Here is a 20,101-nt window from a genome sequence, read left to right on the forward strand (position 1 = left end):
ATGATGACCAAGGTGCAGTGGCGCAGGCGGATCGTGCTGGCGGCGATTGCCGTCGCGATCGGCTGGGGCCTCTACCACGGCTTCCGGCCGCAGCCGCTCGTCGTCGATGCGCGCGCGGTCGAACGCGGGCCGATGCGGGTCGTGGTCGAGCAGGAGGGGCGCACCCGCGTCGTCGACCGCTATGTCGTCGCGGCCCCTGTCGCCGCCTACGCGCGACGCATCGAACTGGACGTCGGCGACGCGGTGCAGGCCGGCCAGCCGCTCGTCGAGCTCGAACCCCAGCGCGCCGAGGTGCTCGATGCGCGGCGCCGCGCCGAGGCTGAGGCGCGGGTCGCGGCGGCCTTCGCCAACGCCAGCGCCGTCGAGCAGCGCATGCGCGCCGCGCAGGCGGGCGCCGACCTCGCGGACAAGGATCTGCGCCGGGTGCGCCTGCTGCGTAGCGCCGGACACGTCAGCGCCGAGGCCGAGGATCGCGCGGTCGCCGAAACCGACCGTGCTACGTCGGAGCTGCGCTCGTCGCAGTTCGCCGTGTCGACGGCGCGTCATGAGATCGAAGCGGCGCGCACGGCGCTGGGTTACGCCGCCGTGGGCGGGAAGGGCGCCCCCATCGTCGTCCGCTCGCCGGTTGCCGGCCAGGTGTTGAAGATCCCGCGCAAGAGCGAAGGCGCCGTCGCAGTGGGGCAGGGGCTGCTCGACATCGGCGATCCACGGAGCCTCGAAATCGAGGTCGACGTGCTGTCGGCCGACGCCGTGCGCATCGCGCCCGGCACGCGCGTGCTCTTCGAGCGCTGGGGCGGCGAAGGCGCGCTTGAAGGCGTCGTGCGCGTCGTCGAGCCCGCGGGCTTCACGAAGGTCTCGGCGTTGGGCGTCGAGGAGCAGCGCGTGTGGGTCATCGTGAATTTCACGTCGCCGCCCGCGCAATGGCAGCGCCTGGGCGATGGCTATCGCGTCGAGGCGAGCTTCGTGGTCTGGGAAGACAAGGATGTGTTGCAGATTCCGGCCAGCGCGCTCTTCCGCGACGGCGACGGCTGGGCGGCCTTCGTCGTCGAGGAGGGCAGGGCGGTGAAACGGAGCGTCGAGCCGGGGCAGCGCAACGGGCTGAGCGCGCAGGTTCTTTCAGGTGTGAAGGAAGGCGAGCGCGTGGTCGTGCACCCGGACGATCGGCTGCGCGACGGCGCGCGCGTCACGGCGGGATAGTGCGTGACGCGCGCCCTTGGCAACCGCATCAGGTCCGCTTGTTGTCGGACTTCGTCGCGCTGCCGTCGGCCGGATTGACGTAGATCTCGAACTTGCGGCCCTCCTTGTCGGTGCCGCGCAACTCGTAGCACTTGCTCTTCGTGAACTCCATGCGCGAGAAGCTGTGGCCGGCGTCGACCAGCGCGCGCATCGTCTTCGCGACGGCTGCGGTGTCCTGCGGCATCGTGCATTGGGGTTCGGCGAATGCAGCCGTTCCACTCAGCAGGCCGATTGCGGCGAAGATCATGTAGCGGGTATTCATGGCGGTCTCCTCTGTCTGTCCATGCATGCCGGGCTGGCATGGGATACATTCTCTGATCAGGATCGTTAACCGATCCTGAACGGGCCGGGCCGATCGAGGCAGAGGCTCGAGCAAGATTTTGCTGCGGTGCAGCGTGCAATTTGTTGCCTATAGTGCACAATGATGCATGTTTGACAGGTGTTCAGACACTTGCTTTTTCCGATCCAGGAAGGATGCCCGTGAAATCGACTGATATCCGAAATCCCGACTATCTGCACAAGGTGGTCGACTGCCAATGGGCGTGCCCGGCTCATACCCCTGTGCCGGAGTACATTCGCCAGATTGCCGCCGGCGATTTTTCATCGGCCTACCTCACGAACTGGCAATCGAACGTTTTCCCCGGCATTCTCGGCCGTGTGTGCGACCGACCCTGTGAGCCGGCTTGCCGGCGCGGGCGTGTCGACGAGGAGCCGGTCGCGATCTGCCGCCTGAAGCGCGTCGCAGCCGACTTCAAGGACGACATCCGCGCACGTCTGCCGCAGCCCCCGGAAGCGAAGAACGGCAAGCGCATCGCCTGTATCGGCGCCGGGCCGGCGTCGCTGACCGTCGCGCGCGACCTCGCCGTGATCGGCTACGAGGTCACCGTGTTCGACGGGGGCTCATCGGCGGGCGGCATGATGCGTAGCCAGATCCCGAAATTCCGCCTCCCGGACCGCGTCATCGACGAGGAGTGCGGCTACATCGCCGGGCTCGACGTCGAATTGCGCCAGGATCATTGGGTGACGAGCCTCGCTGCGATGCTCGCCGGCGAGTGGGACGCGGTCTTCGTCGGCACCGGGGCGCCGCGGGGGCGCGACGTCGACCTGCCCGGGCGCAAGGAGGCAGCCGCCCACATCCACGTCGGCATCGATTGGCTCTCCAGCGTCGCCTTCGGCCATATCGACAAGATCGCGAAGCGCGTGATCGTGCTCGGCGGCGGCAACACCGCGATGGACTGTTGCCGCTCGGCGCGCCGCCTCGGCGGCGAGGACGTGCGCGTCGTCGTCCGCAGCGGCTTCGACGAGATGAAGGCGTCGCCGTGGGAGAAGGAGGACGCGCTGCACGAGGGCATCCCGATCCACAACTACCTCGTGCAGAAGGCCTTCACCCACGACGACGGCAAGCTCACCGGGGTGCTCTTCGAGAAGGTGCGCGCCGAGTACGATGCGGACGGACGGCGCCAGCTCGTGCCGACCGGCGAGCCGGACGAGCATATGGAATGCGACGAGGTGCTGCTCGCGATCGGCCAGGAGAACTCCTTCCCATGGATCGAGCGCGACATCGGCATCGAGTTCGACCGTCACGGCATGCCGGTTCTCGACGCCGCGACGCTGCAATCGACGCTGCCGCGCGTCTTCTTCGGCGGCGACGCTGCGCTCGGCCCTAAGAACATCATCACCGCCGTCGCCCAGGGCCACACCGCCGCGATCTCGATCGACCTGTTCTGCCGCGGCGAAGCACTCACGAAGCGCCCGGCGCCGACGATGAACCTCGTCAGCCAGAAGATGGGCATCCACGAGTGGAGCTACGACAACAAGGTCTCGGAGGACCTGCGCTACAAGGTGCCGGTGAAGTCGCTCGAAGAGGCGCTGAAGAACATCAAGACCGAATTCGAGCTCGGCTACGACGTACAGCTCGCCTGCGGCGAAACCCAGCGCTGCCTCAACTGCGACATCGCCACCGTCTTCACGCCCAAGCTCTGCATCGAATGCGATGCCTGTGTCGACATCTGTCCGACCGAATGCATCACCTTCACGCGCAACGGCGACGAGGACGAGTTGCGCGGCCGGCTCAAGGCCCCGGCGCACAACCACGATCAGGACCTGTACCTCGCCGAGGGCCTCAAGACCGGACGCGCGATGGTCAAGGACGAGAACGTGTGCCTGCACTGCGGCATGTGCGCGGAACGCTGTCCGACCGGCGCGTGGGACATGCAGAAATTCATGTTGAACCTGCCGCAGGCGGGAGCAGAGGCTTGAGATGACACTACCCAGAATCCAACGTTGCAACGACTTCGTCATCAAGTTCGCGAACGTCAACGGCTCGGGCTCCTCGTCGGCGAACGAGCTCTTCGCGCGCTCGATCATCCGCATGGGCGTGCCGGTCGCGCCGCGCAACATCTTCCCGTCGAACATCCAGGGCCTGCCGACCTGGTACGAGGTGCGCGTGTCCGAAGCCGGCTGGCTCGGCGCGAGCGCGGGCTGCGACATGATGGTCGCGATGAACCCGCAGACCTGGGACCGCGACCTCGCGGCGATCGACTCCGGCGGCTATCTCTTCTACGACTCGACGAAGCCGATGCCGGCCTCGAAGTTCCGCGAGGACGTGACGGTGCTTGGTGTGCCGCTCACCGCGCTGTGCAACCGCGAATACACCGACGCGCGCCAGCGCCAGCTCTTCAAGAACGTGATGTACGTCGGCGCGCTGATCGCGCTGCTCGACATGGAGTTCGCCGCAACCGAGAAGCTGATCGTCGATCGCTACCGTGGCAAGGACCAGTTGATCCAGGCGAACGTCAATGCGCTGCGCATCGGCTACGACTACGTGAAGGCGAACCTGCCATGCCCGATCGGTCTCACCGTGCGCCGCGCGGATGCGGTGGGGGACCGCATCTTCATCGACGGCAACAGCGCCTGCGGGCTGGGCGCGGTGTATGGCGGCGCGACCGTCGCGGGCTGGTATCCGATCACCCCCTCGACCTCGGTCATCGAGTCCTTCGCGGGTTACTGCCGCAAGTACCGCACCGACCCCGACAACGGTCGTGCCCGCTACGCGATCGTGCAGGCGGAGGACGAGCTTGCGTCGATCGGCATGGTGATCGGCGCCGGCTGGAACGGCGCGCGCGCCTTCACGGCGACCTCGGGGCCGGGCATCTCGCTGATGCAGGAGTTTTTCGGCCTCGCCTACTTTGCCGAGATCCCGGCCGTGATTGTCGACGTGCAGCGCGGCAGTCCCTCGACCGGCATGCCGACGCGCACCCAGCAGTCCGACCTGCTTTCCTGCGCCTATGCCTCGCACGGCGACACGCGCCACGTGCTGCTCTTCCCCGAAGACCCGTACGAATGCTTCACGTTCACGGCCCAGGCCTTCGACCTCGCCGAGCGGCTGCAGACCCCGGTGTTCGTCATGTCCGATCTCGACATCGGCATGAATGAGCGCCTGTGCGCGCCTTTCGACTGGGACGACAGCCGCCGCTACGATCGCGGCAAGCTGATGAGCTTTGACGATCTCGAGGCCGGCAAGACCTTCGGCCGCTACCTGGACGTCGACGGGGACGGCATTCCCTATCGCACCATTCCGGGCACGCACCCGACCAAGGGCGCCTATTTCACGCGCGGCACGACCCGCAACCCTTACGCCAAGTACAGTGAGACCGGCGCCGACTACATCTACAACATGGAGCGGCTGCGGCGGAAGTTCGACACCGCGAAGGAACTCGCACCCGCGCCGATCGTGAAGAATGCCGCGCAGGCGACCCACATCGGCGCGATCTACTTCGGCTCGACGAGCCCCGCGATGGCCGAGGCGAGCGCGCTGCTCGAAGCCGACGGCATCCACGTCGATACGCTGCGCGTCCGCGCCTTCCCGTTCAGCCGCGAGGTGATGCGCTTCATCGCCGAGCACGATTATGTCTTCGTCGTCGAGCAGAACGAGAGCGCGCAACTGCGTTCGCTGCTGATCAACGAAGGCGAGATCGATCCGAAGAAGCTCGTGCGTGTGCTGCACTACGACGGCTCGCCGATCACCGCGCGCTTCGTTGTGCGCCGTATCGTCGATGCGCTCGCCGAGCGCAAGATCAGTCCCATTGGAACCCCGCTGCGCAAGGTGGCGCCATGACCTATCTGCCGAAACCGAAACTCCATGCCGCCGATGCGCCACGCAACGCGCTCGGCTATACGCGCCGCGACTACGAGGGGGCGATCTCGACGCTCTGCGCCGGCTGCGGCCACGACTCGATCAGCGCGGCCGTCGTGCAGGCCTGCTTCGACCTCGACATCGAACCGCACCGCGTCGCCAAGATGTCGGGCATCGGCTGCTCGTCGAAGACGCCGGACTACTTCCTCGGCAACTCGCACGGCTTCAACAGCGTGCATGGGCGCATGCCCTCGGTGCTGACGGGCGCCCAACTCGCCAACCGGAGCCTGCTCTACCTCGGCGTGTCGGGCGACGGCGATTCGGCCTCGATCGGCATCGGACAGTTCGCGCATGCGATGCGGCGCGGCGTCAGCATGACCTACATCGTCGAGAACAACGGCGTCTATGGCCTGACGAAAGGGCAGTTCTCGGCAACCGCCGACAGGGGCACGAAGAGCAAGAAGGGCGTCACCAACAACGACAGCCCGATCGACCTCGCCGCGCTCGCGCTGCAGCTCGGCGCGACCTACGTCGCGAGAAGCTTCTCGGGCGACAAGGAACAGCTCGTGCCCCTCATCAAGGGCGCGCTGTGCCACGGCGGACCGGCCTTCATCGACGTCATCAGCCCCTGCGTCACCTTCAACAATCACACGGGATCGACGAAGAGCTACGACTACGTGCGCGAGCACAACGCCTCGATCAACAGCGTCGACGTGATCCTGCCCCGCGCGCCGATCGAAACCTCGTATCCGCCCGGCTCGCTACGGCGCATCGTGCAACATGACGGCTCGATCCTGCACCTGCGAAAGCTCGGCGACGATTACGATCCGTCGGACCGCATCGGCGCGATCCACTACCTGCAGGGCCGCCAAGCCCTCGGCGAGATCGTCACCGGGCTGCTGTATATCGACAGCAGCGGCCACGACATGCACACGCACCTGAACACGGTCGAGAAGCCGCTCAACCAGCTCGGCGACGCCTACCTGTGCCCGGGGAGCAAGGCGCTGGAGGCGTTGAACGCCTTGTTGCGATAGACGAAGTAAACGACGCGAGGCCGTCGCCGGTTTGCGGCGACGGCCTCGTTGCGTCAAATCGTCAGAACGCCGTCCAGGCGAAGAGATAGGTGCTGTCGTTGCCGGATGCGCCAGCCGAGGTCCCGTCGAACTTGCCGTAATGCGTGTATTGCAGACCGACCCGCAGGTTGATCCAGGGTTCGAGCCAGGAGTCCGCCTTGCCGAAGGGCGTCCAGTCGAACTGCACGATCCAGCCGTTGGAGTCCGGCTTGCGGTTCGCGTACAGGACGTCGTCGGATGAGCCCCGCGTGTCGAACCGGCTCAGGGTCGCGCCGTAGGTCTTGTCGTAGTGGTACGAGGTCGTCAGTTTGAACTGGTCCAGCGTCAAATGGCGATGTTCTGCGGGCGTCTCGCGCAGCGTTTGCCGCTCATTGATGTAGCTGCCGCCGGCCGTGAAGACGTGGGTACGGTTGCCGATATACTGGTAGTTGGCGTCCACCCCCAGGTCGTCGAAGCGGTCATTGGGGCCGCTCGAATTGAAGTCGCGCAGCCGCGAATTCATGCCGAATAGCCCGACCGAGAACATGTCGCGGCTCTTTTCGCGCGTGCGGTCCTTGATATACGCGAGCCGCCAGTACGGGGCGGTGCCCTGGAGCTGCTGTCCGGCCTCGGATCGGTCTTCGATCGCATTGCTGTCGAGCAGATAGCGGCGGCTCGCCGCGCGATAGCCTCCCGCCTCGGCATAAAGGCCGCTGCCGGTCGACACGTAGCCGGTCAGGCCGAAGACGCGGCCGTCGAGCGCGCCCGCGATCACCGGGCTCGCTTCGGGTACGGGCGCGAAGTCTTCGGGCGCGCTCGTGAAGGGGAAGCTCCACACCGGCGTCGTGTTCAGCGGGTCCTGCACCGTCGGGCGGTTGTTGAACGAGGCGCCGAGGATCACGTCTTCGTCGGCGATGCGGGTCTTGCCCGCGTAGCGCACGTCCATGCTGTCCATCGCCCAGCGGCGCGAGACGCCCTCCCAGGTCGCCTGGACGAAGGCGCCGACATTCCCGTACAGCTTGCCCGCGAGGAAGACCGAAGCCTCGCCGATCGCGCTGTTGTTGTTCGTGCGGTAATGCTCAGGGGCTTCCGCGAGGTCGTCCTTGGTGCGCGTGAAACCGGCAATCAGCATCGCCGACAGCGGCAGCGGACTGGTTTCGCCCGTGGTCTCGGTGTAGCCGCCAAGCTTGAACTGCATGCCGTAGGGCGTGAGTTGCGGACCGAGCGAGCCGACGTGGCAGGTCGCGCACTCCTGCTTGGTTTGCCGTGCAAAACTGGGCACCGCCGAGGCGGACAGCGAGGCTGCGAGCAAGGCGCAGGCAATTGCCGGCTTGATGAGAGAAGGCCAGCGCGGGCGTGAAGGAACGATGTTTCCGGACACTGCAAGGATCCCCTTTTGGATAAAGATGACGCGCATCTGTCGATGCTATTTTTTTGTTTTCAGAAACTCGATCAGGTCGGCGCGCTCTGCCGCGCTCGCAAGACCGGTGTATTTCATCTTGATGCTGGGGGAAAACTGCTGGGGTTTGGTGAGGTAGCGATCGAGCGCCTCGGCGGACCACACCAGGTCGCTCTTCTTGACCGCGTCGGAGTAATCCTCGTAACCCGTGGCTGTGCCTGCCTTGCGACCGATGATTCCGCGCAGGGTGGGGCCTTTCTTGTGCTTGCCGGTCGTCGTGTGGCATTCGCTGCATTCCTCTTCGAACAGCGCTGCGCCGGCGGTGGGGTCGCCTGCGGCTCGCGCGAGGGTCGCTGAACACATCAGAATGAGGACGGCACAGCCGACGGCGGTGCGGCAAATCGGATTCGGCATGCTGCGCTTCTTCAATTGGCGGTATCGACTGCGTCCGTGACGTGTTCGCCGAGGGCCAGCACGCAACGGTTTCTGCCGCCTTCCTTGGCTTGGTAGAGGGCGCCATCGGCTTGTTCGACCAATTCGTCGGCAGTCTGGACTTCGAGCTCGGGGAACGAGGCGCAGCCGATCGACGCGGTCACCGACAGGCCCTCGACGGACAGCGTGCAGATCGCGTGACGCAGCCTCTCCGCGGCGTTCAGTGCGCCGGCGCTGGCGGTGTCGGGGAGGATGGCGAGAAACTCCTCGCCGCCGTACCTGCACGGGTAGTCCTGCTGGCGCAGCGTCGCGTACATCGCGCCGGCGACCGCCTTGAGCACACGATCGCCCATTTCATGGCCGTGCCGGTCGTTGAATTTCTTGAAGTGGTCGACGTCGAGCATCAGGACCGAAAGCGCATGTCCGTAACGCTGCGCGCGCGCGAGCTCCTTGCGCAGCGTGTCGTCGAGGAAGCGGCGGTTGAAGAGGCCGGTCAGCCCGTCGGTCGTCGACAGTTTGCGCAGCTCGTCCTCGAGGTTCTTCTCGATCGTGATGTCCCGGATCAGCGCGGCGCTGCCCGCGAGGTGGCCGTCATCGGCGTTGATCCGCGAGGCTTGTGCCGACAGGATCAGCTCGCCGCGCCGGATGATCTCGGGGGTGCCTTCCGGGTCGTTCAACAGCCGCGCCATCAGTTCGCGGTCATCGAGGATGTCGACGAAGCTGGCATGGCTGATGTCGTGGATCGTCTTGCCGAGCAGCACTTCGGCCGATGGGTTCACCAGCGTCACTTTGTCCGTGGCATCCGCCACGATGATGGCTTCCTTCGCCGAGCGGATGATGGTCGTGAGCTTGTCCTGCTCGCGCTGCATGCCGTCGTAGGCCCGTTTCAACGAGCTCGTCATCGTGTTGAAGCTCGCCGCCATCTGGGCGACCTCGTCGTTGCCACTGGCAATCGCTTGGCTGTTCAGGTCCCCGCCGGCCGCCTTGCGCATCGCCTCCGTGACCTGGGCAATCGGCTTCGATACCGAATGGCGCAGAATGGCTGCGGTGAAAATCAGCGTGAGCAGCAAACTCGCGGCGATTAGGCCGACTGCGCGCTGGTTTGCCGCGGCGATGTCGCGCTCCAAGGCCGCGAGCGTCACCGAGAACTTGATGAAACCGAGCATCTTGGCTTCATCGCCATGACATTTCTTGCAGCCCCGCGTGGTCATGATCGGCGCGAGCATCGTCATCGACGGCTTGCCGTCGGGGCCGGCGTTCGTGTACAGGGGGATCGCTTTCTCGCCCGCCGTGGCGCGCTGGAGCTCCGGCGAATCCTTCGGCAGAACGGGAACGACCGTCTCCTCGTCCCGCTCGGAGAATGCGTCTTCGCCCTTGTATTTGTTGACGGCGCGGATGGTCTGGTTGTCGCGAAAGGCCTCGCTGCCGTCCACGCGCAGGATGCGGAAGTCCTGTGCGCCCTCCACGGTCTTCAGTCGATCGGAGAAGGCCTGCGCGATGTCCGCGTCGCCCGCGAGCATGACGCTCTGCAAGCCCTTGATCACCGATTCGACGGTCTGCGTCATCGAGCGTTCGTTCTGCTCGCGCATGCCCTTTTCCTGGGCGACGGAGTAAGCCCAAAGGCTGACCGTCATGCCGATGCTCGCGGCAAGACCGACGACCAGTAGAATTTTTTGTCCGATGCTGCGCAGGGCCATGAAGAATGGGAATCAAACATGCATTCCGCGCAGTATCTCGGCGTATAGACCATGAGTCAATCATGGTTTTATCCGGCGGCGTTCGGCGAGCGGCGGGCCGTGCCGATCTCACCAAAGGAATAGCTGTCTGCGCCCTCAGACCTTCTCCAGCCAGCGCGACAGCAAGCCGCTCAGCTGGGCGGGGGAAAAGGGCTTGCCGAGGAAGTCGTCCATGCCGGCCGCGTGGCACATATCCGCGCTTTCGTCGCGTTCGCCGGCGGTGAGGGCGATGATCGCGGTGGGTGCCAGGCCGAGCGCGCGTTCGCGTTCGCGCCACGCCCGGCTCGTCGTCCAGCCGTCCATTCCCGGCATCCGGCAGTCCATCAGCACCAAGTCAAGATCGGAGTCGGCCGCGCCGACCGCCAGCGCTTCCTGGCCGGAGGCCGCGAGGCGGACTTCGCATCCCAGCGATTCGAGGAGTCCGCGGCTCGCTTCGCGGATGCTCGGGTCGTCGTCGACGAGGAGGATGCGGCCGACGAAGCCGCCTGCGGGCGAGCCCTTGGCCTTCTCCTTGCCGCCGGGCAGCCATTCGACCAGCTTGTCGAGCAACGTGTTGCGGTCGACGGGTTTCGACAGGTAGTCGTCCATCCCGGCCGCGAGGCACTTGTCGCGGTCGCCGCTCATCGCGAACGCGGTCAGGGCGATGATCGGCGTGCGTTTCGTCGTCCCTTCGAGCAGGCGGATGCGCCGCGTCGCTTCGTAGCCGTCGGTGCCGGGCATCTGGCAGTCCATCAGGACGAGGTCGGGCAACCACTCCTGTAGCAGCGTGATCGCCTCTTCGCCGTTGCAAGCCGACCGGACTTCGCAGCCTGCGGCGCGCAGGTACTCGCCGAGCACGATCTGGCTGATATCGACGTCGTCGACGAGCAGGACGCGTACGCCTGCGAGCCGCACCCTGGCGATCGAGGCAAGCGGAACCGCTTCGCCGGAAGGGGCTGCGCTCGCGCCATCCAGCGGCAACTCAAACCAGAAGAGGCTGCCTTGGCCCGGAGCGCTTTCCAGCCCGAGTTCGCCGCCCATCATGCCCACCAGCTGGCGGCAGATGGTCAGACCGAGGCCGCTGCCGCCGAAGAGGCGCGTCGTCGACGAGTCGGCCTGCGTGAACTTCTCGAAGATCCTGTCCTGGAGTTCGGGCGGAATGCCGATGCCGCTGTCGCGCACTTCGACCCGCAAACGGCCACGGCCCTCGCCCCGGTCCTGCCAGCAGACGTTGAGCTGAATGCCGCCGCTCGCCGTGAACTTCACCGCGTTGCTCAGCAGGTTGTCCACGACCTGACGCAGCCGCACGGGGTCGCCGTGGACCAGCAGCGGAATGTCGCCCTCGCACGACGGCTCGAAGGAGAGATTCTTGCGCGCGGCGGCCGTGGCGTGGACCTGTGCGATGTCGTCGAACAGCGCACGCGGGGCAAAGCCTTCGGGCCGGATCACGAGCTTGCCGGCCTCGATGCGGGAAATGTCGAGGATGTCGTTGACGATGCCCAGCAGCTGGCTCGCGCTGTCGTGGGCAAGGCGCACGTAGTCGCTCTGCTTGTCCGTCAGGGCGGTGTGGCGCAGCAGGTCCAGCACGCCGAGGATGCCCGTGAACGGTGTTCGGATCTCGTGGCTCATGTTGGCGAGGAACTCGCTCTTCGCCCGGTTCGCCGCTTCCGCGCGTTCGCGTGCGACACGCAATTCGGCCTCGGCGGCCTTGCGCTCGCCGATGTCCTCGAAGGTCCATACCACGCCCCGGCTGAGATTGTCGGGGTCGACCGCCTTGCCCGACAGGGCGCACCAGAACACCTCGCCGTCACGGCGCCGCATCTGCGTTTCGGCGCGCAAGACTTTGCCCGCAGCGAGGCGGGGCAGCACGTGGTGGTGGAGATGGTGCTGACTGTCGGAGCTGGGGAACAGCGCGGACGTCTTGAGACCGATGAGCTCGGCCGTCGGATAGCCGAAGATCGCCGCCATCTGCTCGTTCGCGCGCAGAATGCGCCGGTTGGCAGGGTTGCTCGAGCTCACGTAGGCGATGCCGACCGCCGCGGCGTCGAGCGTCGTCTGCTGGACCGCCTCCAGTTCGTCCTTGGCGCGTTTCAGATCGGCCGCGGCGCGCCGCGCGTGGAGCAGGGCCCAGCCCAGCATCGCCATGAGGAGGACGAAACCGCCGACGATGGCGAACAGGAACTGGCGCATGCGGTTCATGCGTAGCGCAAGCTCGGCGTTGAGCGACGACAACATGCCCCAGCGGTCGAGCTCCGCTGCCTCGAAATCCGACGACAGCAGGTGCACGGAAGCGTAGACCTTGGCGACCTGCGCGGCGGGGGTCGTGTCGTCGATGGCGGCGAGCGCGCTGCGGATCGAAGCGATGCGGGTCACGAGGGCGCGACGCGTGGCCGGGTCGTCGTCCTGGCCCTCGGCAGCGTAGTCTCCCGCGAGGGCGAGCTCTTCGTCGGCGTGATCCAGTTGCAGGCGCCGCTTCGCGGCCTCCTGCGCGAGCTCGAGGCGTTCCTCCGCCTGTCCGAGAAAATAACGGGCCTTGAGCAGGGTGCGGGCGCCATGTACGGCATCGAAGTTGGCGGCGAGGAATTCTTCGTGCAGGGTGTTGAAACGGGCAAACCCGATCGTCAGTGCGAGGCCCGCGAGCACTGCGATCGCATATATGATGAAGGGCAAGCGCCGAGCCACCCTCGATTGGACCGTCACCAAAACTCCCCCTCTCGGCCGTGCGGGCTTTGCTTGTGGCCCGACCGCGGCGCTCTTATGATCCTCGGCATTTTCCACTCAACACGCATCGATGGACAATAGCAGCCACCGTCAATTTCCCGGACATAGTGCTCAGCGGGGCAGCCCGTGGCGTCGGGGCCTTGCCGCGCTTGCGTTGGGGCTCACCGGTTTTCTGGCTTCCGGCGCGACGCGTGCCGCAATTTCCGATGACGAAATCCGCGTCGGTCTGCTGCTCGACATGAAGTCGATCTATGCGCACCTCGCCGGCAGCGGATCGGAGGCGGCCGCGCAGATGGCGATCGAGGATGTCGGGGGCAAGGTCGCCGGCAAGCCGATCCGGCTGCTCGTCGCCGACCACGCCAACGATGTCGACCGCGCTACGAATATCGCGCGCCGCTGGCTGGACGAGGAGGGCGTGGACGTCATCGCGGACGTGGTCGGTTCGCCGATCGCCCTGGCGGTGCAGGAGCTCAACCGCACTCGGGGGGCCGTCGTGTTCTACAACGGCGTGATGACGTCGGCGATCACCGGCGCGCGCTGCGCCCCTACGGGGATCCACTGGATGTATGACGGCTACGCCTTCACCACGGCAATCGGCCGCGAACTGACGCGTGCGGGTGCCCACTCATGGTATTTCGTCAGCGTCGACAACGCCTTCGGGGCGAACGTCGAAGGCGATCTTGCGAAGGTGATCCGCTCGTCGGGCGGCGAAGTCATCGGCACGGTGCGTCACCGTCTCGGCGAAGAACAACTCTTCGGGCGCCTGCGCCAGGCCGCCGAGTCGGGGGCGGACGGCATCGCGCTGATCAATGCGGGCGAAGACCTGATCCGCGCCGTACGCCAGAGCTACGACCTGCTACGCGTGAGCAAGGGCCGAACGGTGCTCGCGGCGGTCGCGACAACGCTCAACGACGTCCACATGGTGAAGCCGCAGCTCGCCCAGGGACTCAAGCTCGCCCATTCGTTCTACTGGAACCGCGATCCCGAGACGCGCGCATGGTCGGAACGCTTTTACGCGCGTACCGGTGCGATGCCCAACGACCTCCAGGCGGGTGTCTACTCCGCGCTCACCCATTACTTCAAGGCGGTGGCCGCGAGCGGCAGTGACAAGGGAGCGACCGTCGTCGCGAAGATGCGCGAACTGCCGATCCGCGATCCGATTGTGCGCAACGCCCGCCTACGCGAGGACGGTCGCATGGTCCACGACACCTACTTGCTGGAGGTGAAGAAGCCCGGCGAGGTGAAGGAACCGTGGGACTACCTGCGCATCCTGAGGACCATCCCCGCGGAGCAGGCCTTCAAGCCGCTGGCGGAGAGCGACTGCCCGTTGATCAAGCACTGAACGGCGGATGGTCGGCGCAGGGCGGCAGCGCCGATCGCCATCAGCCGTAACAGCGGAGCTTTCTGGAGAAGTCGCCGAGCGCGCCGATGCCACTCGCTTCGGCGCGCTGGCACCACGCCTCCAACTGGCTCACCAGCTGTTCCTTCGAGGCCGAAGACCGCTCCCACAGGCTCATGAGATCCTGACGCATCCTGCAGATCGTCTGAAGCACGGGGCTGGAGAGCAAGGCGCGGTCGAGGGCTTCGCGCTCGAGCGGCGGCAGTTCTCCGCTCGGCATGTGCAGGGAGTGCTTCACCGCCCTCTTCATCGTCGCGTAGCGGGATTCGCGTCCGTCGCTTAGCCGCAGCTGCCGCAGTTCGGCTTCGGCGGTGCGACGCAGCGTTTTCGCGAAGCGGGCGAGCACGTCGAAGCGGTGCATGATCACGGCCTGAACGGTCTGGACGTCGCAGGCCGCCTTGCCGGCGACGAAGCGGAGCTTGGGGGCGACGCGATGGACCTTGGCGAGACGCACGATCTCCATCGACCGGATGTATGCCCAGCCGATGTCGAACTCCCACCAGCGGTTGGAAAGCCGGGCCGAGGTGCTGTAGGCGTGGTGGTTGTTGTGCAATTCCTCGCCGCCGATCAGGATGCCCCAGGGCAGGATGTTGCGCGAGGCGTCGCGCGTCGCGAAGCTGCGGTAGCCCCAGTAGTGGCCGATCCCGTTGATCACGCCCGCGGCCAGCAGCGGAATCCACAGCATCTGCACGGCCCATATCGTGAGGCCGATGGGGCCGAAGAGGGCCAGTTCGCTCACTAGCAGGATGGCGATGCCCAGCATCGGACGCTTCCCATAGAGGTGCCGCTCCAGCCAGTCGTCCGGCGTGCCGACACCGTACTTCTCCAGCGTCTCTGCGTTCGTCGCCTCCACCCGGTACAGCTCGGCACCACGTAACAGGACCGTCCGGATGCCGAAGGTCCGGGGGCTGTGCGGGTCTTCCTGCGTCTCGCACTTCGCGTGGTGTTTGCGGTGGACCGCGACCCATCCCTTGGTGACCATGCCGGTGGTGAGCCACAGCCAGAAGCGGAAGAAGTGGCTGACGATGGGATGCAGGCTCAAGGCGCGGTGCGCCTGGTGCCGGTGCAGAAAAATCGTAACCGCCGCGATGGTGATATGGGTCAGTCCCAGCGGCACCAGTACGAGAGCCCACCAGGGGAGATCGAGGAGTTCCATGCGCAATCCTTGGTCAGGTAGCCCGGGAGGAAGACCGTCGTCAAGCTTTCGGGGCCGGGCATCCCCGTCGGATCGAACGTGCATGCAATCGACGGGCCCTACTTAGCCAGGGACGAGCCGTGCCACGTTGGAGTGTTGGCGGGGCGCCCGGTTCAAATGGAACGGCACGGCGTGCGCTGTGGCGGTTCGGAGGCGCTGAAAAAAAGCGCGAGAACAGGCGCCAGTGGCGTCGATTCTCGCGCTTCGGGATGCGACGCCGATGCCGCCGGCGTCGGACGATTACTGCCAGCCGCCGCCGAGCGCCCGGTAGAGGGTGACGCGGTTGGCGGCGTCGGACTGGCGGACGCTGATCAGGTCGAGCTGCGCGCTGTAGAGGTTGCGCTGCGCGTCGAGCAGGCCGAGGTAGCTGTCGATGCCGGCCTTGTAGCGGGCTTCCGACAGCCGAAAGCTCTCTTCGGTCGCCGCGACGAGCTTGCGCCGCGCGTCGAGCTGCTCGGTCAGCGTCGCACGGTCGGCGAGCGCGTCGGCGACTTCGCGGAAGGCGGACTGGATGGCCTTTTCGTACTGCGCGACGTTGATGTCGCGTTGCACCTTCGCCACGTCCAGGCTGGCGTTCAGGCGGCCGGCCTCGAAGATCGGCAGCGTGATCTGCGGGATGAAGCTCCAGCTGCCCGAGCCCGACTGGAACAGGCCGTCGAGCGTGCTGCTGGCGGTGCCAGCGGATGCCGTCAGCGTGATGCGCGGGAAGAAGGCGGCGCGGGCGGCGCCGATGTTGGCGTTCGCGGCGCGCAGCTGGCGTTCGGCCTGCAGCACGTCGGGGCGGCGGGTCAGCACTTCCGACGGCACGCCGGCAGGGAGTTCTGCGACGGTGGCGACTGTGTCTGCGAGCGCATCCGGCATCAGCTGCGGCGGCAGCGGTGCGCCGACGACGAGGGCCAGCGCGTTCTGGTCTTGGGCGACGAGGGCGGTGTAGCGGGCGACGTCGGCGCGTGCGCTTTCGAACAACGTCTGCGCCTGGCGCAGGTCGAGCGCCGAGGTCGCCCCGACGTCGAAGCTGCGCTGCGTCAGGTCGAGCGATTTCTGTCGCGTGCCAAGCGTGCTGCGGGCAAGCGCGAGACGGTCGCGGTCCGCGGCGAGCCGCAGCCAGTCGGTGGCGACTTCGGCGACGAGGCTGATCTGGGCGCTGCGCCGCGCCTCTTCGGTGCCGAGATATTGCTCCAGCGCCTGCTCATTGAGGCTGCGGATGCGGCCGAAGAAGTCGAGCTCGTAGGCCGAGAAGCCGACCGTCGCGCTGAACTGACGCGAGGTCGTGGGCTCGCCGCTGCGGCTCAGGTCACCGGGTAGGCGTTGCGCGGTCTCGCCTGCGCTGGCGCCGATCGACGGGAAGAGATCTGCGCGCTGGATGCCGTATTGGGCGCGCGCCTTCTCGATGTTGAGGGCGGCGACACGTAGGTCGCGGTTGTTCTGCAGCGCGAGGTCGATCAGCTCACGCAGCCGCGAATCGGCGAAGTAGTCGCGCCAGGCAATCGCGCCCGCCGCGGGGGCGTTGGCGACCGGCGCCGTCGTTGCGGCATCGGGGAAGGCGGCCGGCACCGGTGCGGCCGGGCGCAGGTAGTCCGGGATCAGCGTGCAGGCGCCGGCCAGCGTCGCGGCCAGGGCGACCGTGAGGGTACGGAGCGAAGTCATCAGCTGGCCTCCTGGGCAGCGGGCGCGGGGAGGTCTCCCTCATCCTGCGCGGGTTTGTCCTTGAAGATGCGCTTGATCACGACGTAGAAGAGCGGCACGAAGAAGATGCCCAGCGCCGTCGCGGCGATGGTGCCGCCGAGCACGCCGGTGCCGATCGCGTTCTGGCTGCCGGAGCCCGCGCCGGTCGAGATCGCGAGCGGCAGCACGCCGAGGCCGAAGGCGAGCGAGGTCATCAGGATCGGACGCAGCCGCATGCGCACGGCTTCGAGGGTCGCCGTGACGAGGTCCTTGCCTTCTTCCATCTGTGCCTTCGCGAACTCGACGATCAGGATCGCGTTCTTCGATGACAGCCCGATGGTCGCGAGCAGGCCGACCTGGAAATACACGTCGTTCGACATGCCGCGGCCCGTCGCCGCGAGCAGGGCGCCGAGCACGCCGAGCGGCACGACCATCATGACCGCGAAAGGCACCGACCAGCTCTCGTACAACGCTGCCAGGCACAGGAACACGACGAGCAGCGACAGTGCATAGAGCGCCGGCGCCTGCGCACCGCTGCGGCGTTCCTCGTATGAGGTGCCGGTCCATTCATAGCCGATGCCGGGAGGCAGCTTGGCGATGATTTCTTCGACGGCCGCCATCGCTTCACCCGAAGACAGGCCCGGCGCCGCCTGGCCGAGCACTTCGATCGACGGCTGGCCGTTGTAGCGCTCCAGGCGCGGCGAACCGTAGGTCCACTTCGCGTGCGTGAAGGCGGAGAACGGCACCATCTGGCCTTGGCTGTTGCGCGCGTACCACTTTTCGAGGTCCTCGGGCTTCATGCGCGCGTTCGCGTCGGCCTGCAGATAGACCTTCTTGATGCGCCCGCGATCAAGGAAGTCGTTGATGTAGGCGCCGCCCCAAGCCGTCGACAGCGTGTCGTTGATGTCGGCGACCGACACGCCGAGCGCGGAGGCCTTTGCGTGGTCGATGTCGAGCTGGTACTCGGGCATGTCTTCCTGGCCGTTCGGACGCACGCCGACGAGACGCTTGTCCTGCGCGGCCATGCCGAGGAACTGGTTGCGTGCGGCGACCAGCGCGTCGTGGCCGAGGCCCGAGCGGTCCTGCAGCTGGACGTCGAAGCCGTTCGAGGTGCCGAGCTCCACGACGGCGGGCGGCACGAAGGCGAACACCATCGCTTCGCGGATCTGCGAGAAGGCGCCCATCGCGCGGCCGGCGACCGCCTTGACGTTCATGCCCGGCCCCTTGCGTTCGTCCCACGGCTTGAGGTTGACGAAGCCGATGCCCATGTTCTGCCCGCTGCCGCCAAAGCTGAAGCCGGCGACCGTGAAGAGGGACTTCACCGTGTCCTTCTCGGTCTCCATGAAGTGCTGCTCGACCTTCTTCAGCACTTCGAGCGTGCGCTCCTGCGTCGCGCCAGCCGGCAGCATGACCTGGTTGAACATGAAGCCCTGGTCCTCTTCCGGCAGGAAGGAGGTTGGCAGGCGCAGGAAGAGCAGGCCCAGCACCGCGATGATCGCGACGTAGATCGCGAGGAAGCGCACGCTGCGATGGACGATGCGGCCGACGGCCGATTCATAGCGCTGCGTGTTGCGCGTGAACATCGTGTTAAACCAGTGGAAGAAGCCGCCGAACAGGCCGCCCTCGCCATGCTCGTGACCCTTCTGCACGGGCTTGAGCATCGTTGCGCATAGCGCGGGCGTGAAGACGATCGCGACCAGCACCGAGAGCGCCATCGCCGAGACGATCGTGATCGAGAACTGGCGGTAGATCACGCCCGTCGAGCCGCCGAAGAAGGCCATCGGCACGAACACCGCGGCGAGCACGAGGCCGATGCCGACCAGTGCGCCGGTGATCTGCCCCATCGACTTCTTCGTTGCCGCCTTGGGCGACAGGCCTTCCTCGGTCATCACGCGTTCGACGTTCTCGACGACGACGATCGCGTCATCGACCAGCAGGCCGATCGCGAGCACCACGCCGAACATCGTCAGCGTGTTGATCGAGAAGCCGGCCGCGGCCATCACGCCGAAGGTGCCGAGCAGCACGACCGGCACGGCGATCGTCGGGATCAGCGTCGCGCGGATGTTCTGCAGGAAGAGGAACATCACGAGGAAGACCAGCGCGATCGCCTCGATCAGGGTCTTGACGACTTCCTCGATCGAGATCTTCACGAAGGGCGTGGTGTCGTAGGGGACGACGACCTTCACGCCGGGCGGGAAGAAGCGCTGCATTTCGTCGAGCTTCGCGCGCACGGCGCTTGCCGTCGCAATCGCATTGGAGCCGGCCGCGAGCTTGACGCCGATGCCGGCTGCGGGCTGTCCGTTGTAGCGCGCGACGGTGCCGTAGTTCTCAGCGCCGATCTCGATACGGGCGACGTCGCCGAGGCGGACTTCGCCGCCCTGCGCCGAGGTGCGGAGCAGGATCGCCTGGAATTCGTCGACGCTTTTCAGCCGGCTTTGGGCCGTGATGTTGGCGGTGAAGCCCTGACCCGGTAGCGACGGGGTGCCGCCGAGCTGGCCGGCCGACACCTGCGTGTTCTGCGCCAGGATCGCGTTGCGCACGTCCGAAGGCGTGAGGTGGAAGTTGGTCAACTTCGCCGGATCGAGCCAGATCCGCATCGCGTACTGCGCGCCGAACACGGTCACTTCGCCGACGCCGGGCACGCGCGACAGCGGGTCCTGCACGCTGGAGACGAGGAAGTCCGATAGGTCGGTCGCGCTTTGCTGGCCGCCGTCGTTGACGAAGCCCACCACCATCAGGAAGTTGCGCGCCGACTTCGCGACCTGAACCCCTTGCTGCTGCACGGCTTGCGGCAGCAGCGGCAGCGCGAGCTGCAGCTTGTTCTGCACCTGCACCTGGGCGATGTCGGGGTTGGTGCCGGCGTTGAAGGTCAGCGTCACCGTGGCGTTGCCGAAGGAGTCGCTCGACGATCCCATGTAGAGCAGGCCGTCGAGGCCGGTCATCTTCTGTTCGATGACCTGCGTGACGGAGTCCTCGACTGCCTTCGCGGACGCGCCGGGGTAACGCGCGTTAATGGCGACTGCCGGGGGCGCGATCGACGGGTACTGGGACACCGGCAGCTTGAGGATCGACAGCGCGCCGGCGAGCATGATGACGATCGCGATGACCCACGCGAAGATGGGGCGATCGATGAAGAAACGGGCCATGGTCGC

Annotated in this window: 13 protein-coding genes; 5 read left to right on the forward strand and 8 right to left on the reverse strand. The window is 66.4% G+C overall.

Annotation, left to right across the window (positions count from 1 at the left end):
• On the forward strand, window positions 1-1,197 hold the full coding sequence (locus VJ673_RS24345) for an efflux RND transporter periplasmic adaptor subunit (RefSeq protein WP_324128775.1): 1,197 nt from the start codon (window positions 1-3) through the stop codon (window positions 1,195-1,197).
• Between the two features lie 28 nt (window positions 1,198-1,225).
• Here VJ673_RS24345 and VJ673_RS24350 read toward each other — a convergent pair whose 3' ends face one another.
• Entirely contained in the window at window positions 1,226-1,498 is a 273-nt protein-coding gene (locus VJ673_RS24350) for a PepSY domain-containing protein (protein ID WP_324128776.1), read from the reverse strand.
• A 212-nt stretch (window positions 1,499-1,710) separates the two neighbouring features.
• On the opposite strand from VJ673_RS24350, the gene VJ673_RS24355 reads away from it, so the two are divergent.
• From VJ673_RS24355 to VJ673_RS24365, 3 genes are read left to right on the forward strand one after another with little or no spacing between them, the layout of a single operon-like run.
• Window positions 1,711-3,495 carry an FAD-dependent oxidoreductase gene (locus VJ673_RS24355; protein WP_324128777.1) on the forward strand — a complete coding sequence of 595 codons (1,785 nt, stop codon included), beginning with the start codon at window positions 1,711-1,713 and terminating at the stop codon, window positions 3,493-3,495.
• A 1-nt stretch (window position 3,496) separates the two neighbouring features.
• A complete protein-coding gene (locus VJ673_RS24360) occupies window positions 3,497-5,353 on the forward strand; it encodes a 2-oxoacid:acceptor oxidoreductase subunit alpha (RefSeq protein WP_324128778.1) in 1,857 nt (618 codons plus the stop codon).
• Entirely contained in the window at window positions 5,350-6,405 is a 1,056-nt protein-coding gene (locus VJ673_RS24365; RefSeq protein ID WP_324128779.1) for a 2-oxoacid:ferredoxin oxidoreductase subunit beta, read from the forward strand. Before VJ673_RS24360 ends, VJ673_RS24365 begins: the two co-directional genes overlap by 4 nt.
• Before the next feature lie 61 nt (window positions 6,406-6,466).
• On the opposite strand, the gene VJ673_RS24370 is transcribed toward VJ673_RS24365, so the two are convergent.
• From VJ673_RS24370 to VJ673_RS24385, 4 genes are all read right to left on the reverse strand, one after another.
• Window positions 6,467-7,804 (reverse strand): cytochrome C, encoded by a 1,338-nt coding sequence (locus VJ673_RS24370; protein ID WP_324128780.1) that lies wholly within the window; start codon window positions 7,802-7,804, stop codon window positions 6,467-6,469.
• Window positions 7,805-7,849: 45 nt separating this feature from the next.
• Window positions 7,850-8,251: a c-type cytochrome gene (locus VJ673_RS24375; protein WP_324128781.1), complete on the reverse strand. Its 402-nt coding sequence runs from the start codon at window positions 8,249-8,251 to the stop codon at window positions 7,850-7,852.
• Window positions 8,248-9,888: a sensor domain-containing diguanylate cyclase gene (locus VJ673_RS24380; RefSeq protein ID WP_324128782.1), complete on the reverse strand. Its 1,641-nt coding sequence runs from the start codon at window positions 9,886-9,888 to the stop codon at window positions 8,248-8,250. Before VJ673_RS24380 ends, VJ673_RS24375 begins: the two co-directional genes overlap by 4 nt.
• A gap of 198 nt (window positions 9,889-10,086) precedes the next feature.
• Window positions 10,087-12,639, reverse strand: coding sequence for a hybrid sensor histidine kinase/response regulator (locus tag VJ673_RS24385; protein ID WP_324128783.1), 2,553 nt, complete (start codon window positions 12,637-12,639; stop codon window positions 10,087-10,089).
• A gap of 121 nt (window positions 12,640-12,760) precedes the next feature.
• Here VJ673_RS24385 and VJ673_RS24390 point away from each other — a divergent pair, with 121 nt between their 5' ends.
• Window positions 12,761-14,032, forward strand: a complete 1,272-nt coding sequence (locus VJ673_RS24390; protein ID WP_324128784.1) for an ABC transporter substrate-binding protein — start codon at window positions 12,761-12,763, stop codon at window positions 14,030-14,032.
• A gap of 40 nt (window positions 14,033-14,072) precedes the next feature.
• On the opposite strand, the gene VJ673_RS24395 is transcribed toward VJ673_RS24390, so the two are convergent.
• The 3 genes from VJ673_RS24395 to VJ673_RS24405 all read right to left on the reverse strand — a co-directional run bounded on the left by VJ673_RS24395 (window position 14,073) and on the right by VJ673_RS24405 (window position 20,095).
• Window positions 14,073-15,245: a DesA family fatty acid desaturase gene (locus tag VJ673_RS24395; protein WP_414635689.1), complete on the reverse strand. Its 1,173-nt coding sequence runs from the start codon at window positions 15,243-15,245 to the stop codon at window positions 14,073-14,075.
• Window positions 15,246-15,524: 279 nt separating this feature from the next.
• Window positions 15,525-16,931 carry an AdeC/AdeK/OprM family multidrug efflux complex outer membrane factor gene (adeC, locus tag VJ673_RS24400; protein ID WP_324128786.1) on the reverse strand — a complete coding sequence of 469 codons (1,407 nt, stop codon included), beginning with the start codon at window positions 16,929-16,931 and terminating at the stop codon, window positions 15,525-15,527.
• Window positions 16,931-20,095 carry an efflux RND transporter permease subunit gene (locus VJ673_RS24405; RefSeq protein ID WP_324128787.1) on the reverse strand — a complete coding sequence of 1,055 codons (3,165 nt, stop codon included), beginning with the start codon at window positions 20,093-20,095 and terminating at the stop codon, window positions 16,931-16,933. Before VJ673_RS24405 ends, adeC begins: the two co-directional genes overlap by 1 nt.
• Window positions 20,096-20,101 lie beyond the last annotated feature (6 nt).

The organism is Aromatoleum sp., from assembly GCF_035254505.1.
Taxonomy (GTDB): Bacteria; Pseudomonadota; Gammaproteobacteria; order Burkholderiales; family Rhodocyclaceae; genus Aromatoleum.

Coding starts and splice junctions, on each gene's coding strand:
- VJ673_RS24360 (WP_324128778.1), top strand. CDS start 3,497: ATGACACTACCCAGAATCCAACGTTGCAACGACTTCGTCATCAAGTTC.
- VJ673_RS24390 (WP_324128784.1), top strand. CDS start 12,761: ATGGACAATAGCAGCCACCGTCAATTTCCCGGACATAGTGCTCAGCGG.
- VJ673_RS24365 (WP_324128779.1), top strand. CDS start 5,350: ATGACCTATCTGCCGAAACCGAAACTCCATGCCGCCGATGCGCCACGC.
- VJ673_RS24350 (WP_324128776.1), bottom strand. CDS start 1,498: ATGAATACCCGCTACATGATCTTCGCCGCAATCGGCCTGCTGAGTGGA.
- VJ673_RS24380 (WP_324128782.1), bottom strand. CDS start 9,888: ATGACGGTCAGCCTTTGGGCTTACTCCGTCGCCCAGGAAAAGGGCATG.
- VJ673_RS24405 (WP_324128787.1), bottom strand. CDS start 20,095: ATGGCCCGTTTCTTCATCGATCGCCCCATCTTCGCGTGGGTCATCGCG.
- adeC (WP_324128786.1), bottom strand. CDS start 16,931: ATGACTTCGCTCCGTACCCTCACGGTCGCCCTGGCCGCGACGCTGGCC.
- VJ673_RS24355 (WP_324128777.1), top strand. CDS start 1,711: ATGCCCGTGAAATCGACTGATATCCGAAATCCCGACTATCTGCACAAG.
- VJ673_RS24345 (WP_324128775.1), top strand. CDS start 1: ATGATGACCAAGGTGCAGTGGCGCAGGCGGATCGTGCTGGCGGCGATT.
- VJ673_RS24395 (WP_414635689.1), bottom strand. CDS start 15,245: ATGGAACTCCTCGATCTCCCCTGGTGGGCTCTCGTACTGGTGCCGCTG.